Origin of the sequence: Microbacterium sp. K24 (genome assembly GCF_004794465.1) — a bacterium.
Taxonomy (GTDB): Bacteria; Actinomycetota; Actinomycetes; order Actinomycetales; family Microbacteriaceae; genus Microbacterium.
Map to the genome: position 1 here is coordinate 91,305 of NZ_SSDJ01000126.1, position 17,968 is coordinate 109,272.

The 17,968-nt window shown below is 62.3% G+C and carries 16 protein-coding genes and 1 pseudogene; 11 read left to right on the forward strand and 6 right to left on the reverse strand.

Annotated elements, in window-relative coordinates:
- Positions 1 to 224: 224 nt before the first annotated feature.
- Positions 225 to 809, reverse strand: coding sequence for a TetR/AcrR family transcriptional regulator C-terminal domain-containing protein (locus DW306_RS13005; RefSeq protein ID WP_136056014.1), 585 nt, complete (start codon positions 807 to 809; stop codon positions 225 to 227).
- A gap of 67 nt (positions 810 to 876) precedes the next feature.
- Between DW306_RS13005 and DW306_RS13010 the strand changes: the two genes are divergently transcribed.
- From DW306_RS13010 to DW306_RS13025, 4 genes are all read left to right on the forward strand, one after another.
- Positions 877 to 2,160 carry an FAD-dependent oxidoreductase gene (locus DW306_RS13010; protein WP_136056015.1) on the forward strand — a complete coding sequence of 428 codons (1,284 nt, stop codon included), beginning with the start codon at positions 877 to 879 and terminating at the stop codon, positions 2,158 to 2,160.
- 449 nt (positions 2,161 to 2,609) lie between these two features.
- Positions 2,610 to 3,824, forward strand: coding sequence for an ABC transporter substrate-binding protein (locus DW306_RS13015; protein WP_205814172.1), 1,215 nt, complete (start codon positions 2,610 to 2,612; stop codon positions 3,822 to 3,824).
- Positions 3,825 to 3,936: 112 nt separating this feature from the next.
- The gene (locus DW306_RS13020) at positions 3,937 to 4,935 is read left to right on the forward strand and encodes a Gfo/Idh/MocA family oxidoreductase (protein WP_136056017.1); all 999 of its coding nucleotides are present in this window, start codon (positions 3,937 to 3,939) and stop codon (positions 4,933 to 4,935) included.
- A gap of 36 nt (positions 4,936 to 4,971) precedes the next feature.
- On the forward strand, positions 4,972 to 5,505 hold the full coding sequence (locus tag DW306_RS13025; RefSeq protein ID WP_205814173.1) for a heme-binding protein: 534 nt from the start codon (positions 4,972 to 4,974) through the stop codon (positions 5,503 to 5,505).
- A gap of 85 nt (positions 5,506 to 5,590) precedes the next feature.
- Here the strand turns inward: DW306_RS13025 and DW306_RS13030 are convergent, their stop codons facing one another.
- Positions 5,591 to 6,388, reverse strand: a complete 798-nt coding sequence (locus DW306_RS13030) for a DeoR/GlpR family DNA-binding transcription regulator (protein ID WP_136056018.1) — start codon at positions 6,386 to 6,388, stop codon at positions 5,591 to 5,593.
- A gap of 11 nt (positions 6,389 to 6,399) precedes the next feature.
- Here DW306_RS13030 and DW306_RS13035 point away from each other — a divergent pair, with 11 nt between their 5' ends.
- The 6 genes from DW306_RS13035 to DW306_RS13060 all read left to right on the forward strand — a co-directional run bounded on the left by DW306_RS13035 (position 6,400) and on the right by DW306_RS13060 (position 13,745).
- Positions 6,400 to 7,584, forward strand: a complete 1,185-nt coding sequence (locus DW306_RS13035; RefSeq protein ID WP_205814174.1) for an MFS transporter — start codon at positions 6,400 to 6,402, stop codon at positions 7,582 to 7,584.
- 309 nt (positions 7,585 to 7,893) lie between these two features.
- Positions 7,894 to 9,162 (forward strand): ABC transporter substrate-binding protein, encoded by a 1,269-nt coding sequence (locus tag DW306_RS13040; RefSeq protein WP_205814175.1) that lies wholly within the window; start codon positions 7,894 to 7,896, stop codon positions 9,160 to 9,162.
- Between the two features lie 61 nt (positions 9,163 to 9,223).
- Positions 9,224 to 10,135, forward strand: a complete 912-nt coding sequence (locus DW306_RS13045; RefSeq protein WP_205814176.1) for a sugar ABC transporter permease — start codon at positions 9,224 to 9,226, stop codon at positions 10,133 to 10,135.
- On the forward strand, positions 10,132 to 11,040 hold the full coding sequence (locus tag DW306_RS13050) for a carbohydrate ABC transporter permease (RefSeq protein WP_136056019.1): 909 nt from the start codon (positions 10,132 to 10,134) through the stop codon (positions 11,038 to 11,040). Before DW306_RS13045 ends, DW306_RS13050 begins: the two co-directional genes overlap by 4 nt.
- A 115-nt stretch (positions 11,041 to 11,155) precedes the next feature.
- Positions 11,156 to 12,196, forward strand: coding sequence for a Gfo/Idh/MocA family oxidoreductase (locus DW306_RS13055; RefSeq protein WP_136056020.1), 1,041 nt, complete (start codon positions 11,156 to 11,158; stop codon positions 12,194 to 12,196).
- On the forward strand, positions 12,189 to 13,745 hold the full coding sequence (locus DW306_RS13060) for a GMC family oxidoreductase (protein WP_136056021.1): 1,557 nt from the start codon (positions 12,189 to 12,191) through the stop codon (positions 13,743 to 13,745). Before DW306_RS13055 ends, DW306_RS13060 begins: the two co-directional genes overlap by 8 nt.
- A 140-nt stretch (positions 13,746 to 13,885) precedes the next feature.
- Here the strand turns inward: DW306_RS13060 and DW306_RS21635 are convergent.
- Positions 13,886 to 14,126 (reverse strand): annotated as a pseudogene (locus DW306_RS21635) (LLM class flavin-dependent oxidoreductase); the annotation flags it as partial.
- A 24-nt stretch (positions 14,127 to 14,150) separates the two neighbouring features.
- On the reverse strand, positions 14,151 to 15,503 hold the full coding sequence (locus DW306_RS13065) for an MFS transporter (RefSeq protein ID WP_168429320.1): 1,353 nt from the start codon (positions 15,501 to 15,503) through the stop codon (positions 14,151 to 14,153).
- A 108-nt stretch (positions 15,504 to 15,611) separates the two neighbouring features.
- Here DW306_RS13065 and DW306_RS13070 point away from each other — a divergent pair, with 108 nt between their 5' ends.
- Positions 15,612 to 15,914, forward strand: a complete 303-nt coding sequence (locus DW306_RS13070; RefSeq protein WP_205814178.1) for a helix-turn-helix domain-containing protein — start codon at positions 15,612 to 15,614, stop codon at positions 15,912 to 15,914.
- A 158-nt stretch (positions 15,915 to 16,072) separates the two neighbouring features.
- On the opposite strand, the gene DW306_RS13075 is transcribed toward DW306_RS13070, so the two are convergent.
- Together DW306_RS13075 and DW306_RS13080 are read right to left on the reverse strand one after the other, a co-directional pair.
- Complete coding sequence (locus tag DW306_RS13075) at positions 16,073 to 16,459, reverse strand: VOC family protein (protein WP_136056024.1); 387 nt, start codon at positions 16,457 to 16,459, stop codon at positions 16,073 to 16,075.
- Between the two features lie 1,049 nt (positions 16,460 to 17,508).
- Positions 17,509 to 17,841, reverse strand: coding sequence for a LacI family DNA-binding transcriptional regulator (locus DW306_RS13080; RefSeq protein WP_168429321.1), 333 nt, complete (start codon positions 17,839 to 17,841; stop codon positions 17,509 to 17,511).
- Positions 17,842 to 17,968 lie beyond the last annotated feature (127 nt).

The window sequence follows — 17,968 nt, forward strand, 5'->3', positions numbered from 1 at the left end:
GTGTTGATGCGCGCAACAGGCATAGGCAAGACCTAACCACATCCACATCCCTCATTTGTGATCGTCGTAGCCGTTCGTAACCGCGGGCCAACGAACGATTAGGAGACACGCCCTAGTCAGCTGGCTCGCCGCTATCGGTGGAGTGACCTGTTGGCTGCTCAAGCGCCGCGACGTTTAGCACGTATCAGGAGGGGAACCATTGCGTTGGGCATCGAGAGCGTCCGTCATTGATCGCGGGCAGACCCTTCGACTCGTCGGGTCAGGCCATCCACGATCAATCTCAGACCTTCCTCGAAAGCGAGGGTATGGTCCATCGAGGGCAGTCCGATGGGTTCGCCCGTCGGGGAGGCGTCCTGCGTCTCGGACTGCTCTTCGAGCACGCTGCCCACTGTGAACCGGCTGGCTGCGAGCATCGCGAACTGCGCATCGCGTTCGGGCAGGCCGGCCGCGGTCAGGAACGCCATCTTCTTGGCAATGCGGTCGAGATCGGCGCCCGGGACGAGCCCCGCATGTAAGCGCGCCCCATCGCGGCGCATGAGCAATGTGCGCCGGAAGCTGTGGGTGTTCTCCAGGAACCACTCCCGCCATTCGTCCGTTGGCGTGGGGAGGGAAGCGGTGGCGTGTGGCGCCATCGCGGCCTCAGCCATCGCGGCGAGTAGCTCGCCCTTATTCCGAAAGTGCCAGTACAGGGACGGTTGCTCGACGCCGAGCCGTGCCGCTAGCCGCCGCGTGCTCACCCCGTCGAGCCCGACGTCGTCCAACAGATTGAGCGCCTCAGAAATGACCGTGTCCCGCGCAAGCTTCGCCACCTTGACAATCTATCACTGATAGGTGACACTGATGCAAAACTATCACTGATAGATGAGGCGGCGCGTAATGACATTGCGAGCGGAACGGTTCGGCCTGAAGGTTCTGATCTGTGGCGCGGGGGTCGCGGGTCAAGCCTTAGCGTTCTGGCTTGCCCGCGCCGGCCACGAGGTGACGGTTGTTGAGCGATTCCCCGCGTTGCGCGCGACAGGGGCGCAGGTCGACCTCCGCGGTCAGGGCATCGATGCGGCAGAGCGCATGGGAGTACTCGATCTGATCCGAGCGGCGCGCGTAGATGAGGTGGGCGTCGCGTTCGTCAACGCGCAGGGAAAGGCCCGGGCGAAGATCATGGCTAACACCTCCGGCACAGGCAAGCAGTCCCTGACCTCGGAGTACGAGATCATGCGTGGCGACCTGGTGCGCATCCTCTACGACGCCACGAAAGACCACGTCCGCTACATCTTCGGCACGAGCATTGACCGCTTCGAGCAAGACGAGGCGAAGGTCACTGCGCACTTCTCAGACGGCACATCCGAGGACTTCGACCTCCTCGTGGGCGCGGACGGGCAAGGCTCCCGCATCCGCCGCGCGATCCTCCCCGACGAGATCGACCCCTATTGGCGGGTCGGCATTCACATGGCCTACTGGTTCATTCCCCGGATCGAAACAGACGGAAACATCAGGGACACCTACATGGTGCCCGGTGGCAGACAGATCATGCGCCGCAGCCACAATGCCGATGAGACCCAGGTGTACTTCGTGCTCCGCGAGCAGTCCGCCCAGGCATCGGCGATCCACCGCGAACCGGTCGAGATGCAGAAGCAGTTCTGGGCGGATAGGTTCCGTGATGCCGGCTGGCAGACCGAACGCTTCATCCACGGCATGCATGGCGCCCCGTTCTTCTACTCCCAAGAGGTGCTCCAAGTACGTACTGACACTTGGTCGAAGGGTCGCGTCGTCCTCGTCGGTGACGCGGCGCACTGCGCCTCGCCCTACAGCGGTATGGGTGTATCTGGCAGCCTCGTCGGCGCCTACGTGCTCGCCGGTGAACTCAACCACGACCCCGGTAACCTGCCCCGTGCGTTGGCGAGCTACGATCGCACTCTGAGGCCCTTCGTCGACGAGATCCAGGCAACTGTCAAGCCCGGCCTTCTGCGCCTGGGTATGCCGAAAAGCCGGCTCGCGATCAACGCCTTCCAATCCGTCACCGCTCTAGCCACTGCCCTACGCATCCCCGCCCTCGTCGCTCGCCTCTCGACGGAAGACCGCGGCGGAGACTGGCCACTCCCTGTTTACGGGACACCACCCGATGGTGGAAGTGCACCTCGTGGTGACGGGCCTAACCTGAGATGACTGGTTCCGCTGACCGCGAGATCGGCCCGGCGTTGCCCGAGGAGTAACGGTGGCGGTTCGGGCAGACCGTCACCGAAACGATCGGTTCGCTGACTTGCCCGTGCTGCCCGCAGGAGCGCAGCGAGCAGGTCAGACGGCGGCGCGGAGTCGAACGCAGCCTCGCTAGCGGCCCGGGAATCCTCACGCGATCTGCCTCTCCTCCCGACACCACGCGGGGAATGAAGTTGTTCTCCCCACGAACAGCCGACTCAGGTTTGAGTGAGGCGGGAGAGGCGCCTCGGGGAGTTCTGGGCACCGGTGGGTTGCAAGCGCCCTTTCGCTTCGCTACTGTGGGCCCAACGCGGTATTGATAAGCCCTTATCAATAGTTGGACCGCCTCATTGAGCAATGGAGCACTAATGAGCAATCGCAAACTCACACCCCTCGTAGCAGCGGCCACCCTTGCGGCCGTGAGCCTCACCGGTTGTGCGGCCTCTGCGCCGCAGGGCACGGCTGAGACCGGTGGCGATGTTGAGATCTTCACCTGGTGGACCTCGGGGAGCGAGAAGGCTGGACTCGATGGGCTGGTGGATGTTTTTGACCGCGACTGTGAAGGCGAGTCCTTCATCAACGCCGCGATCGCGGGCGGTACCGGTTCAAACGCGAAGCAGGTGCTTGCTTCACGGATGCAACAGAACGATCCTCCGGAATCATTCCTCATGCATGCTGGGGCAGAGGCGTACGACTACATCCTTTCGGGGCAGGTTCAGCCCCTCACGGAGCAGTACGAAGAGTGGGGTCTCAACGACGTAATGCCGGAGGGGCTCATCGATGCACTTACCGTCGATGGTGAGGTGTACTCGGTGCCGGTGAACATCCACCGAATCATGCTTTGGGGAAACGGAACAGTCCTGGCAGACGCAGGCATCACCGACGCCCCCGCATCAGTGGATGACTTCATTGCAAATCTCGAGGCCTTGCGGGCGGCGGGCATCGAGTCACCGCTGGCCGTGGGCGTTGACTGGACGCAGCTCGAACTCATGGAGAGCGTGTTGCTCTCCGAACTGGGGGTCGAGGACTTCTCCGCGTTGTGGACGAAGGGCGGCGACTGGAGCGACCCGCGAGTCATGGCGGCTCTTGAGGACTATAAGACCATCCTCAGCTACTCGAATCCGGACCGAGACAGCCTGGACTGGACCGACGCCGAGAAGCGCCTTACTGGCGGCCAGGCGGGGTACCAGCTGATGGGCGACTGGCAGGTGGGTGAGTTCGCGGCCGAGGGCTACACAGATTTCACTTACCAGGCGTTCCCGGGCACCGAGGACGCTTATCAGTGGGTGTCCGACTCCTTTGTTCTGCCGACGGGCGCCAAGAACGAGGCCGGTGCTCTGTGCTGGCTGGAAGTGCTTGGCAGCGCCGACGGACAGAAGGCGTTCAACATTGAGAAGGGGTCGATTCCTGCTCGCACCGATGCCGACCCGGCCGATTATCCCGAGTATCAGCAGTCGTCGATCAAGGACTTCGCCACGCTTGAGCCGGTGGGCTCCTGCGCCAACGGTTCCGGCTGCACGCTTGGCCAGACAAGCGCCGTCAACTCCGCTGTCGGCAAGTTCTCGGTGGATGGTGATCTCGAAAGCCTCGTCGCTGGGGTCTCCGCTGCTGCTAAGGAGTGCGGAACCGAGTGACTAGTGCGACGGGTGCCCGGCCCTGCGTGAGGAGCGGGGCACCCGTCGTCGCACCCTCAACCAACAACTACCGCGTCGCGTTCGAGTGTCGCGGGCCCGAAAGGAATGTGTCATGACTGGTCTTCGATGGGGAATTCTCGCGACGGGATGGATCGCTCGACGGTTCGTGCAGGACCTCAACGTCGCGGGACTCAATGTCACCGCCGTTGGCTCACGGCGGTCGGACGTCGCCGTAAGATTCGCCCAAGAGTTCGATATCCCCACGGCGCATGGCTCTTACGAGGACCTTGTCAGCGATCCCAACGTCGACATCGTCTACGTCGCGACGCCACACCCTTCCCATGCCGAATACGCTCTCCTGGCGCTTGAACACGGGAAGCATGTTCTCGTAGAGAAGCCATTCACCCTCATCGAGTCCGAGGCGCGTCGCGTCAAGGAGCGTGCGCAGGAACTTGGGCTCTTGGCGATGGAAGCGATGTGGACTAGGTATCTCCCGCATATGGTCCGCATCCACGAGATTCTCAACGCGGGCACCCTCGGCGATATCCGGGCCGTAGTCGCGGATCATATGATGCGTTTGCCGTCTGATCCCGAGCACCGACTCAACTCGCTCGAGCTTGGAGGTGGTGCCTTGCTTGACCTGGGCATTTACCCCATCTCGTTCGCGTGGGACATCCTCGGCGTGCCGACCTCGGTTGCTGCGGTGGGCCGGCTCTCCGAGACGGGCGCCGACACCGAAGCTTCGATCACCATGGTGCATGGGTCGGGAGCAATCTCCACGAGCATCACATCCTCCCGCGCGAACGGCTCAAACACCGCCCAGATTGTCGGCACCGACGCACGCATCGAGATCGACCGAATTTGGTACAACTCAACGTCCTTCTCTGTGCTCAGCCATGACGGTCGTCTCCTCGAACGATTCGAGGAGCCAGTCGAGGGTCGCGGAATGCAGTACCAAGCAATCGCAGCTGAGGCGATCATCCAGTCGGGGACTCTTGACAATACTGTGCTCCCGATCGAGGAAAGTGTCGCGATCGTTGGCACTCTCGACGAAATCCGTCGGCAACTCGGCGTGGTGTATCCGGTCGAGTCCCGAGCCACTGTCGCCTGACGGACCCCCAAGCTATACGAGCGGAAAGAACGCACGATGAGCACCGAATACTCTCATATGGCACCGTCCGACGCATGCGCGGCAATCACGGCAGAAGAAGAGGAACTCGACTTCGTCAGCTTCACACTCGAGGACGCCTGGGCCGTGGGCGTCGCCATCCGAAACTGGGGCCTCGACAATGATGCGCCGCTTGTTATCGCGGTCGATCTCGGGGGACAGCGGGCTTTCCACAGTGCGCTGCAAGGTTCCGCTGCCCTCAATGCTGCCTGGCTCGACCGTAAATTCCGAACGGTCGCCCACTACGGCCACGCCTCCCTGGCTGTACGTTATGACTTCGCCGCCAACAGGAGCTCGTTCCGAGACGATTCCCTGCTGGATCCGCGTCGGTACACAGACGCCGGAGGGGCGTTCCCCATCCGCGTTGAGGGGACCCTTGTGGGTGCCGTTGGCGTAAGTGGGCTAGAGATGCACGAGGATCATGCACTCGCGGTTACCGCGCTACGCGCGCACAAGCGGGGCACCGGATCAATGGATGTCGGCCTTGGCTCAACGGTCAAGAGCACGCCCTAGTGCAGTCATCTGTGGTGCTCGCGGGCGGATGAACTCAAGCGCTGAGACGACCGCCACCAATGGTGAGCCATTAGCCCCCGCGATCTCACCCCGATGCGGCGGCCGCGGGCGTCACCGTGATCACGGTGACGCCCGCCTCTCGCGCGTCGTGAATGGCCCCAACTGGTGCATCCGCCGAGGTGACGACGGTGTCCAGGTCGGCGAATGAACCGAAGCGATGTGCGGATGTGCGAGTGAATTTCTCCGCGGTGGCCACAAGAATGACCCGCGCGGACGAGGCCAACGCTGCGCGCTTGATCCTCGCGTCGGCCAGCTTTGAGACGGTGAGACCATGGGTGGGATCCGCAGAACATGCACCCAGGAACGCAACATCGAAGCGCATCGAGCGGACGGCATCCACCGCATCCACACCCGTGAACGACAGGTCGTCTGGATCAACCGCCCCGCCTGGAACGATCACTTCATTACCCGGCCGCTCAGCCAATGCGGCGGCGGCATGAAGAGATAGGGCAAGAGCGGTGACTCCGAACCCCGCTAGCCGCCGCGCGATCGCCAACGCCGTCGTACCGTTGTCGATAAGAATCGATTGCCCTGGTAACACAAGCTGTGCCGCTGCATCGGCAAGAGCGGACTTGGCGTTGGGCTCCTCCGAAAGGCGAAGACCAAAAGGAAACTCCGCTCCGCGCTTGGATGCGGCCTCCGCGCCTCCGTGGTTTCTCCGCAGGGCCCCTTGCTCGGCGAGCTCGGTCAGGTCTCGACGGATGGTGATCGTCGATGCTCCCGTCAGTTCGGCCAAGTCCTGAATCCGCCGCGGGCCACTCTCGACCGCACGGATGATCACTTTTAGGCGTTCTGATCGTTGCACCAGATCATTATGATCCATAGCGTCCTCGCATGACGAGAACAGGAATCTCTCCCCGCCGCGGCGCGCTGGGCGTTGGCCTGATGTTCGCCAGCAATGGTGCAGTATTTGCGGCTCTCCTGCCCTGGTATCCGTTATTGTCAGATCGACTTGACCTTGGCCCGGCAGAGTTCGGGTTCATCGTTGCGAGCTTCGCGGTCGGTGGTATCGTCTCGTCCGCGGCACCCGCCCCGCTCATCACCCGCTTCGGGCCGGTTCGAATTGCGTTCTGCGCAACGGTCCTCCTCGCTGCCTCGGTAGCCTCCGCGCCATGGGGTGGGGCCGGATGGCTGTTGGCCGCGAGCTTGTTCCTGGTGGGGCTCTTCGACGCAATCGTCGATGTTGCGCAGAATGTGGCAGGTATCCGAGTCGAAGACTCATCGGGTCGCCCCATCTTGTCGTCGATGCATGCCCTGTGGAGTCTGGGGGGCGTGGCGGGGGGCACAGCTTCTACCGCTGCCGCAGCGTCGGGCGCCGACGTCCGCCTGTACTTGGCGTGCGCCGCAGCGGTAGCGGTGTTCCTCGTCGGATCTGGAGCTCTTCTCCTGCGCGATCTCCCCGGCGCCCCGGCTCTCGCAGGGGCGGCCGGCCACCGGAGCTCAACCGGCTGGAAGGTCGTGGCGCTTGCGGCGCTTCCGCTCGTGGTCATCGCCATCAGCGGCACCATGGTTGAAGACGTAGCGAACAACTGGGCCGCTCTGAGTGCCGTGCAACTGGCCGGTATGGCCCCGAACGCGGCCGGCGTCGCGTTCATCGTCATCGTCGGCAGCCAGTGCGTCGGACGCTTCACCGGGGATGCGCTCATTCACCGATTCGGCCGCGCGGTCATCGGCCGAATCGGAGGCGCGCTCATCGCCATCGGCGGTCTACTCGTCGTATCCACAAACGACGCGATCTGGCAGTTGCTGGTCGGCCTCGCGCTGGCAGGATTCGGCTCGGCAACGATCATTCCGAGTGCTCTCGCGGCTGCCGGAAAACTCCCTGGGGTCAGCGAAGGGGCTGGGGTCACGCTCGTCAGCTGGCTCATGCGCATCGGTTTCCTTTTCACGAGCCCACTCATCGGGTCGATCGCCGCGGCAACCGAGCTTCGTGTGGGACTTGCCATCCTCATGCCTATCGGCGTGGCAGCCATCGTGCTCTCGTCGGCACTCGCACCTCGTGGAAGGAGGCCACGCTAGCAACGGACCTTGACACACCGGGGGCCTGTTCCCACCCGGTGACGTGGACGTGTGGAGAATCTCGCTGCTCGGCGCTCACGGCCGAGGAGTTGAACCGTGATTCTCACATTTGGATCACGACGTCATGGCGACAGGCGGCTCTCCACCTCCTGGTTTTCGTTCGATACCAGCTCGTAACAAGGGATGACTTGCGCAGCGCGGTTCACGGATCTACTATCAGAACGTCAATGGTGATACGACGTTCTCAATAGTTGGACCCTGGGGACTGAGGAATCTGCCAACTCCTGAACTGACATGAGAGGCAACACAATGCGTAAGCAACGATTGGGGCAGGTCGCAGTAGCCGGCCTGGCAGGCGCAGCGCTTCTGCTCACTGGCTGCGCCGGAAGCGGCGGCAGCGAGGGTGGCGAAGGCGGTGGTGACGTCGAGGTCTTCACGTGGTGGACTTCTGGGGGAGAAGCTGCCGGACTCGAAGGTCTGGCTGACACCTTCAGCCAGCAGTGCGAAGGGCAAACATTCGTCAACGCCGCCATCGCCGGCGGCACGGGGTCGAACGCGAAGCAGGTTCTCGCGTCGCGCATGCAGCAGAACGACCCTCCCTCGACTTTCCAGATGCACGCCGGTGCCGAAGCAGCGGACTACATCAAGGCGGGACAGGTCCAGGATCTCAGTGAGTACTACTCCGACTGGGGTCTGGACGACGCCTTCCCGCAGGGTCTCCTCGATGCGCTGACCGTCGACGGCAAGATCTACTCAGTCCCCGTCAATATCCACCGCATCGTCCTGTGGGGAAACGCCTCCGTGCTGGCCGACGCGGGCATCACCAGCGCTCCGGCAACGGTCGATGAGTTCATCTCCAACCTCGAGACGCTGCGCGCGAACGGCATCGAGTCGCCCATCGCTGTCGGCGTCGACTGGACGCAGACTGAGCTCCTCGAGAGCGTTCTCCTGTCCGAGCTCGGTGTCGAAGACTTCACCGCGTTGTGGCAGAAGGACGGCGACTGGAAGGACAGCCGCGTGACGGACGCGCTGGAGGACTACAAGAAGATCCTCAGCTACTCGAACCCGGACCGCGACAGCCTCGACTGGACCGACGCCGAGAAGCGTCTCGTGGCCGGCCAGTCCGCCTACCAGCTCATGGGTGACTGGGAGGTCGCGGAGTTCGAGACCGACGGTTTCACCGACTTCACGCACCAGGCTTTCCCGGGGACCGAAGACGCGTACCAGTGGATCTCCGACTCGTTCGTGCTTCCGGTGGGAGCGAAGAACGAAGAGGGAGCCCTCTGCTGGCTGGAGACGGTCGGTAGCGCTGAGGGACAGAAGGCCTTCAACACGAAGAAGGGCTCGATTCCCGCTCGCACCGATGCGGACCCCGCGGATTACCCGGAGTACCAGCAGGAGGCGATTGCGGACTTCGCATCGCTGACTCCCGCGCCCTCTTGCGCGAATGGCTCGGGCTGCACGCTCGGACAGGTCTCGGCCATCAATTCCGCCGTTGGCAAGTTCTCTACCGACGGCGACGTCGACAGCCTGCAGAAGGCCATCGGCGACGCGACCGCTCAGTACGGAACCGACTGATTCTGCCCAATTTGTGCCGGGGGCCCGGCTACGGCCCCCGGCACTACACGAACGGAACGTCATGACTACTTTAAAGAAGCGCCTCAGCTCGCGCTCCTTCCACGGATTCCTTCTCCTTCTCCCCTCTCTGGTCATCCTCGGCGTCTTCGTGTACTTCCTGCTCGCACGCACGTTCGTCGTAGCAATGTCAGACCAGCACACCTTCTTGCCCACCAACGGGTTCGTAGGGTTCGACAACTTCGTCGCCCTGTTCACCAGTGACAATGGGCGCTTCCTCCACAGTGTCCGCAACCTCGGCCTCTTCTTCGTGGTCTTCGTGGGAGGAACCATCATCCTTGGCTTCCTCTGGGCGCTCATGCTGGACCGCGGAGTGAAGGGCGAAGGCTTCTTCCGCTCGATCTACATCTTCCCGATGGCGGTGTCCTTCATCGCCTCCGGAGTCGTGTGGCGCTGGCTGCTCAACTCCTCCACCGGAGATGAAGCAGGCGGCATCAACCAGCTCCTCGGCTGGATGAACCTCGACTTCCTCCAAGGCGATTGGTTCATCAACCCCGACTGGGGCATGGCGGCCATCGCCATCCCCGCGATCTGGCAGATGGCCGGCTACGTCATGGCACTCTTCCTCGCCGGATTTCGCGGCGTTCCGCCTGAGCTCCGCGAAGCAGCCCGCATGGACGGTGCCACGACGTCCCAGATGTACCGTCACGTGATCTTCCCGCAACTCACGCCCGCAGCCCTGTCCGCACTCATCATCGTCGGCGCCCTCGGCGCGAAGATCTTCGACCTCATCATGGCGATGACCGGACCCGGTTACATCACGGAGGTACCCGCAGTGTACGTGTGGAACGCGCTGCTGACCTCCGACTACGCCAAGGCCGCAGCCATCGCAACGCTCATGCTCGTTGCCATTGCGGTGCTCATCGTCCCGTACCTCATCATCACCATTCGTCGCGAACGGGAGGTCATCGAATGACCGTCCAAGAATTGCCCACCGCCGCCGTTGTAACCAACGGTCGCGTAGCCTCACCGCCGGCCGGAGGTGGCCCGCGGACGAACGTAGGTGCGACCGTTCTCACCGTCCTGAAGTACGCGCTCGCGATCTTGTCGGTCCTCGTCGTACTCGCGCCGATGTACCTGCTGGTCGTAACAAGCTTCAAGCCGCCGGCGGAAGTCGCAATCGCGAACATGTGGTTCCTTCCGCAGGAGTGGACCGGCGCCCCTTGGGAACGAGCGTGGACCGCGCTCTACCCGTCGCTGGGCCGCACGCTGATCCTCGCCGCGGCCTCGTCAATCCTCGTCAGCCTCCTCGGAGCGCTCAACGGCTACGTTCTGTCGCTCATACGCTTCCGCGGAGCGAACATCATTTTCGGAGCAATCCTCTTCGGAATGTACATCCCCTACCAGGCGGTGATGGTGCCTTTGCGTGATGTCGTGTCAACGATGGGCCTGCCGCCCGGAATCGCGACCCTGATCTTCGTTCACACGGTCTACGGGATTCCCATCGGTACGCTCATCTTCCGCAACTACTACATCAACTCGGTGCCCAAATCGTTGGTCGAGGCGGCGTCTGTTGATGGTGCAGGTGTGTTCCGAACATTCACCCGCGTCATCCTCCCGGTCTCAGCCCCCGGTTTCGTGGTCGTCATCATCTGGCAGTTCACGATGGTTTGGAACGACTTCCTCTTCGCGATCTTCTTGTCGAACACTCGGGATGGACCGGTGATGCTCGCGTTGAGCGCGCTCGCTGGCGCCCAGTCGCCCGACTACGCACAGAGTATGGCTGCGGCAATCATCGCCTCTGCGGCGCCATTGCTCGTGTACATCCTGCTTGGCAAGTTCTTCATCGGCGGTCTCATGGCCGGTTCCGTCAAGGGCTGACCACCAATTCGGGTGGGTGCGTTCACACGCCGCGGCCCGTCCTGGAAGGGTGCCAGTTCAACCGTGCGACAGAGACCTTTGCGCCTTCACTTCATCATCAAAGGGAGAAATGACCATGACAGACGTTCCCGCCCGCGGCCTCACCTGGGGTCTCATTGGTGCGAGTTGGATCGCGACCGAGTCGGTCGCGCCGGCCATCCTTGCGCAGCCGAACTCGCGCATCGCTCGAGTGTTCAGCGGATCGCAACAGCGCGCAACCGAGTTCGCCGAGAACATCGGAGCGCAGGGCACGGATGACCTAGACGAACTTCTGAGCGATCCCGAGATCGACGCTGTCTACATCTCGTCCGTGAACCACCAGCATCTCGACCAGGCCCTCGCCGCAATCTCGGCCGGCAAGCACGTTTTATGCGAGAAGCCGCTGGCACTTAGCCTCGCCGACGCACGAACGATGAGGGACGCGGCCCGACGAGCCGGCGTGATGTTGGCAACCAATCACCACATGCGGAACTCGGTCCCGCACGACATCATTCGTCGAGCAATCCTGAGCGGGGACTTGGGCGAAGTGGTCGCAGTCTCCGTCAGGCACGCGGTCGAGCTCCCCGAGAGTGCGCAGGGGTGGCGAACGAGGGATGTAGGGGCAGGCGCGGGGGTGATTCTCGACATCACAGTTCACGACGCGGATGCACTCCGCTTTGTGCTGGGGAGCGACCCGGTCAGCGTTCACGCTGCAACCCTCAGCGGTCGAATGACGGCGGACGGTATCGACGAATCCGTCGTCGGTACGGCACACTTCGCCAACGGCGTTGACGTAGCCTTCTTCGAGTCCTTCGTCACCGGCAATACGCCCACTGAACTCGCAGTGCTCGGAACAAAAGCGAGCTATATCGGAAATGGCATCCAGGCGATGCAACCAGTCGGGTCTCTCACTCGGTGGGAGAACGGGCAAGCGAGAGAGGTCGAGCTCGGCGAGCGTGAAGACCTGTACGTAGTCGGCATCCGCCGGTTCGAAGCCGCGGTACTCGATCCCACGCAGTCGCCCGCCGCCACTGCCGAGGACGGATTGTGGTCGGTGGCGTTCGCAGAAGCAGCACTCCGATCCTCAAAATCGGGCCTTGCAGAAAAGGTCGAGGAGCCTGGAGACACTGATGCGTGAAGATCTGATAGAAATTCCCGACCGGGCCCTCGTTTCACCGGGCGACAGCGTTATCAGCACTGACATCCTGGTGGTGGGCTCCGGCATGGGTGGCGGTACTCTCGCTTGGGCATTGCGCAACAGCGGCCGCGAAGTTCTCATCGTTGAGCGTGGGGCGTTCTTACCCAGGGAGCCGGAGAACTCTCAACCGGACCAGGTGTTCGTCTCCGGAAGGTACAAGACAGCTTCCCCCTGGCTCGATGGCGCCACGAAACGGCAATTCCAGCCTGGCGCCTACTACTGGGTCGGCGGCAACACGAAGATGTATGGCGCGTGCTTGCCGCGCTTCCGAGAAGACGATTTTGAGGAGACTACCCACGAGGACGGTATTTCTCCGCGATGGCCATTCTCTTACGCGGATCTCGAGCCGTTCTATGTGCAAGCGGAGAAGCTCTATCAGGTTCATGGTCGTGCAGGGGAGGATCCCTCTGATCCTCCCCGCTCCGAGGATTACCCTGCCGTTGCCCTAGAACACGAGCCGGAGATCCAGCGGCTGGCGGAACGCCTGCAGAAACAAGGGCTGTCGCCATTTCACATGCCGAACGGCATGAACCTTGACACGCTTGAAGAGCGTCGTCGGAACACCACCGCGGACGGGTCCCCCTCAGAAGACGGCACGAAGAGCGATGCGGAAAATCGCGCGATTCGCCCCGCCTTGCAATCAGATACCGTACGTCTCCTGACAGGCGCATTCGTGGAGAAACTTCTCACCAACGAGGATGGGACCCGCGTCGTCGCAGCCGAAGCCATCGTGGATGGGCGGCGGCGTCGTATTGAGGCGAATCAGTTCGTGGTGTCGGCCGGTGCCGTCAATTCGGCCGCGCTGCTGTTGCGTTCGGCATCTGATGAGCACCCGGATGGTCTCGCCAACTCGTCTGGTCTGCTCGGACGCAACTACATGCAGCACAACAGCACGTTCTTCATTGCCATCAACCCGTTCCGGCGGAATAGGACTGCATGGCAGAAGACTCTCGGTATCAATGACTGGTATTGGCGCGGGCCCGATGGCGACGTCCCGCTGGGTAGCGTTCAGATGCTCGGGAAGCTTCAGGGTGCCATGATCAAGAGTGCTCGGCGATGGATCCCCACATGGATGCTGAACATGGCCACCCGACGCAGCATCGACATGTTCCTTCTGACTGAGGACCTGCCCCGGTACGACAACCGAGTCACGTTGACCGGGGGGCGCCCGACGGTGACGTGGACCCCGAACAACGTCGGTGCTCACCGGAGGCTTACGGAACTCCTGAGCTCTGCGGTCCGCAAAGCGGGATACCCGATCGTGCTCACCGAGCGGATGGGGATATCGAGCGACTCGCATATGTGTGGGACGGCCGTTGCTGGAAATGACCCGAAGCGCAGCGTTCTCGATAAGAACTGCCGCACTCACGACATCCCCAACCTGTGGGTGGTGGACGGCTCGTTCTTCCCGTCTTCGGCAGGGTTGAACCCCGCGCTGACCATCGCCGCCAATGCGCTGCGGGTAGCGCCGGAGATTGCGAAAGGCTGAATCTCCCTAGGCTAGAGAGGCGGTTGAGTTCCCGGGAGGAGGGTTCAACCGCTTCTCTAGCCGGTTCGATCAGTATTCGACGGTGCTTTCAAGCGCAGTTGTCACCTGTAGGTGCGTCGTAATGCTGATGGCTTCCGAGAAGGGTTCTGGTAGCGCATATCGATCACGGCGGTACCAGGCTCAATGAGCGTCGTCTTAGCTGCTAGCCGCAAGCAGCGCTCAAGGGCTCGCGAACTGACGCTGAAAGTGGTGTACGCGGAGCCAGGCGCCGTCGTGCCCGAGGGACTCGGCGCCGACTGTGATGTCTCTCTGTTGAGCTAGCGCGTCCGCTGCCGTTCTTGTGGCAGATCCTGGAACATCTTGACGATGGCCGAATGACAGGAAGCCTCAGGGTCTTCGACATGTTCAGACTTCGCCCGCCGTCGACTCCGGTGTCCTCGCCCCAGCCTGCACGTGGTCTGAAATCACCGCTCCGCGTCGGCTGAGCATCACCACCGCGAGGCCAATGCCAGCTGTGATGATGGCGCAAGCAAGCATCATCATTCGGAATGCGTCCGCGTAGGCGTCGGCATGACCCTCTCCGCCCGCGGATACCTCGGCCGCAACCGTGGGGTCGCCCAGTGTCACGCTCAGAATCGCTGCGATTGCGGCACCAAAAGCTGCAACCGCGACCGCTTCGCTGCCGAGCCGCAGGAAGTTGAGTATGCCTGCCGCCGCTGCGGCACTCCGATGCCGCACGGACGCGAGCGCTTCTCCATCGACGAGCCCAAGGGGGAGCCCCCAGCCGAAACCGAGCAGCACCATTGGGATGATGAGCAACAGCGGCGACAGCACGGGGGCAAACAGCAAGAACATCAGATCGCCGAGGACGAGCAGCAGGAGAGCGGTAAAAAGCACCGACTGGGCTGTCACACGCGTCTTCGTGATCAGCAATCCGGCGAGTGCTGGACCGACCAGAACAGGCAAAGTGAGCGGCAGCATGAACATGCCGGCCGCCGCGGCATCTTGCCCGTAGACGGCGCTGAACGCGACCGGAGCGTACGTCAGGACGGATACATATGCGACCGATGCTGCGACCGGAACGAGGGCAATGCTGAGGAATCGCGAACTCTGAAGTGGTGCGAGGTCAAAGAGCTTCCGTCGCGGTGCGCTGTCCTCGTGCTGCTGGGCGAGAGCAGGTAGTACCCGAAATGCAGTAGCGACAAGGGTCAGCGCCGAAAGCGCGACGATGACGCCGAATATCCCTCGCCATCCCAGAAATGAGACAAGGAGTCCGCTGATCAGTGGGCCGGCGGCAAGTCCAATACCCACCACGGTGCCGAGCAACGAAAATGCTGCGGCCCGACGTGCGCCGCTGTAGGCATGGGAGATGATCGACGTGGCACCTGTCGCGATCGCGGCGGCGCCAACCCCGGAAATTATCCTGGCGATGTCAAGAGTAATCAGATCAGTCGCAAGGGCACTAGCCGCGGCCCCCGCGGCAACTGTCGCAAGCCCAACCACGAAGGTTCGCCTCAGACCGATCCGGTTGCCAAGCTGACCCCACATCAGCGTCGAGATCGTGAGAGCGATGTTGAATCCATTGACCACGCCCTGGAGCGTGAACGGGTCGTTACCGAGATCTTGAGAGATTTCGGGCAACGCGATGGCGGCGCCCGTAATGCTGATCGGCATGACGAAGACCCCGAGCAACAGAACTGGTAGAAGCAGTTTCGAGCGGATGGAGCTGGCTGTGCTTGGTGTGGCGAGCGTTGGCATGCGATCTCCTCGTAGGTACGATAATTTTCGTACCTGAGTGAACCACATGACTGAGGTACGATACAAATCGGATATGAAGGAGGTGAGGAGATGGAAACGCTCCTGCCTATGCCAGGCAGCACCGAGATCGAACTCGGGGCAATCTTCCGAGCACTAGCCGACGAGCATCGGAGACGAGTCATGGCGGAGCTAGCCGCCGATAAGGACGACGGTGAGCGCACCTGCAACTCGTTTAACTTGCCAATTTCCAAGCAGACGCAGACTCACCACTTCCGCAAGCTCCGCGATGCGGGACTGATATGCGAGATTGACTATGGGAACCGAAAGGGCATTCGGTTGCGCCGGTCCGAGATCAACGAGCGATTCCCGGGACTTCTTGACGCGCTCGCTGCGGATGCGGACTCGCGTTAGGCCGTACGCGGGGGGATTGATGTACTCTCGCACGTCTGGCGAGGTCGATGCGCTTGCTCAAGAGCTTTCGACCGCAGGGTCGCAACTATCGCGTTAGCACAGCGAGGGGCGCGGGTCGTGCCGGTGCTGTGCTCGGATGCTCCTGATGAAGCCCCGAGTTAGACCGTGATCTCTACCAGATTGCCGTCCGGGTCAAGTACACAGCTCTCGTAGTAGCCATCCCCGGTCGTGCGCGGACCACTGACAATCGAGAAGCCAGCATCCTGAAGACGCGTCGTTAGCTGATCAACCGCCCCGATCGATTTGACCGAAAACGCGACGTGGCTCCATCCGACGGTAGACGCCTTCAACAGGTTTTCGGTGAGTTCGGGGCGAACCATGACCTCAAGCCTGGCGCCGCCGCTAAACGTTAGAAAGTACGTCTGCAGTCCCGTACGTGGGTTGTGATACCTATCACCCGCCACGCCGTCGAAGAACGTCTCGTAAAAGAGACGCGTTCGCTCAAGATCCGTGCAGTAGAGGGCGGCGTGGTCGATGGTGGTCATGCTTCATCTCCGGTCTCGCTCGTCCTCGAGCGCCATTCTTGGCGCTCGAGGCGCGTCGTCGGCGATGCCGCGTGACGCATGCATGGAACCTATCTACTGGAATGATCACTGGCGTGGTCATTCCAAGACGAAATGATCAAAGAGCGATCCGGCGACCTCACGCTACTCTCTCGCGTGTTGATCATGATCGCCACGCAATCACTCGAGAGCACTTGCGGCTCCAGGATGAGCCTCAACAACACGAGCACGCCCTCGTCGAGACCTTGCCGGTAGAGGGGCGGTTGAGTTCCTGGGAGGAGGGCTCAACCGCTTCTCTACCCGGTGCGATCAAAATTCGATGATGCTCTCAAGCGCAGTTGTCACTTGTAGGTGCGTCGCAATGCTGATGGCTTCCGAGAAGGGTTCCTTCATCGCCGCCAGGCGACCGATCGTGGTGCGTCCACAGCCTGTCCGTCGTGCGATCTCACGGATGGATGTTCCCTCCGAGATGAAGCTTTGGACGAGCTGCGCCGCGGTCTTGCATGGCACGTTCCCGACTGGATCCTGTCCATCGCGGCGCGCCCGTGTTCGCCGATATTCTGCTCGCGCAGCTGTGCATGTGCGGCCATTCTGGTCGCCAGGGCAGGAGGTGTCCACGCGGCACCCGAGGTAGTAGCCTCCTGCGGTGCCGTGCTTGAGCGGGACGCCCTCACCGGCGAGACGAGCGGCGCGGTACGAGGAGAAGTAGTTGCGTCGTGCGTCAGTGCACGTCGTTGCCCCGCGGAAATTCTCGGGGCATACCGCTTTGCTCCGACACCCGCGGCGGTAGCCCCAAAGGGTGCCGTGGACAAGCTCTGGTTCGGTGTGCACCGGTGTGCGCGTGTCCCGGCGAATCGGGATGTACGAGGGGTGCCCAGCGAGGCTGAAGTCCCCATTCCGTGCCGCCCACGCCTCAACGCACGTGAGAAGGTCCGGCGATCCGTGATTGGCGCACCCACCGCGTGCTCTGCACCCGCGCTCGTAGCCCAGGGGTGAACCGTGAGGCAGGACGGGGACCGATGCGAGACCTGTCACGTGAGCGCTCCTGGTCGCGGGGACTCTGAGAAGTCAGCGATCTTTCCCTCCCAGAGGATCTGGGAGTTGTGGAAGCGTGCGGCATCCTGCGCGTCTTCACGTGAGCGGAACACGCCCAGGACAGCCAAGTCCCCTTTCGCGATCGCTCCGACAACGTAGACAACTTCGTCGGAGCGGTTGGAGCGCAGCGCCCTGGCGTGGAGATTTGGCTGGAAACGCAGCTCGTCGATGGCAGCCTGCACTTTCGCGGCCACAGCGTCGCCCACTCCTTTGTTTCCTGTCAGATGCAAGGAAACGGTGGATGTCGCGACGCCAGCGAGTTCTGCCACGTCACGAATGGTTGCGCGTCGTTCTGTCACCTGTATTCGCTCCGTGTGCTCAGTGCGTGTCTTCTGCTTCGATCTCGGTGCGGTCGCCCGACCACTGCGTGTGGAACGTTCCCGGCTTGTCGATGCG